Genomic DNA, 332 nt, shown 5'->3' on the forward strand with positions numbered 1-332 from the left:
GCGTAGGCGATCAGCAAGACCTCCTGCACCCCGGTGTGAAACGCCGCGGGCACCTCGGTAAGCAGACGCCGCGTCATGTCGGCGTCCAGCGCGGTCGTCAAATGTCCAGCGGCGGTATAGGTATCCCCGGCTTGCGGAGGTGGCAGGGCGGCCGGAGCCGCCAGTTGCCGCCACGTGTCGGCCTGCTGTATGACCTCGGGCGTCCGGGCGTGTTCTTCGAGAAGCGCGGCCCAGCGCTGGAATGAGGTGCCACCGGTGGGCAGGGTGATCGATTGGCCGCTGTGGTGCTGGGCCCAGGCGATGTTGAAGTCCTCCACCAGGATCCGCCACGA

Annotated in this window: 1 pseudogene; it reads right to left on the reverse strand. The window is 67.8% G+C overall.

Features of this window, described 5'->3' with window-relative positions:
• Positions 1 to 332: pseudogene (locus WU80_RS24955) on the reverse strand (condensation domain-containing protein); the annotation flags it as partial.

It is taken from the genome of Mycobacterium sp. UM_11 (genome assembly GCF_001414075.1).
In the GTDB taxonomy this organism is placed as follows: Bacteria; Actinomycetota; Actinomycetes; order Mycobacteriales; family Mycobacteriaceae; genus Mycobacterium.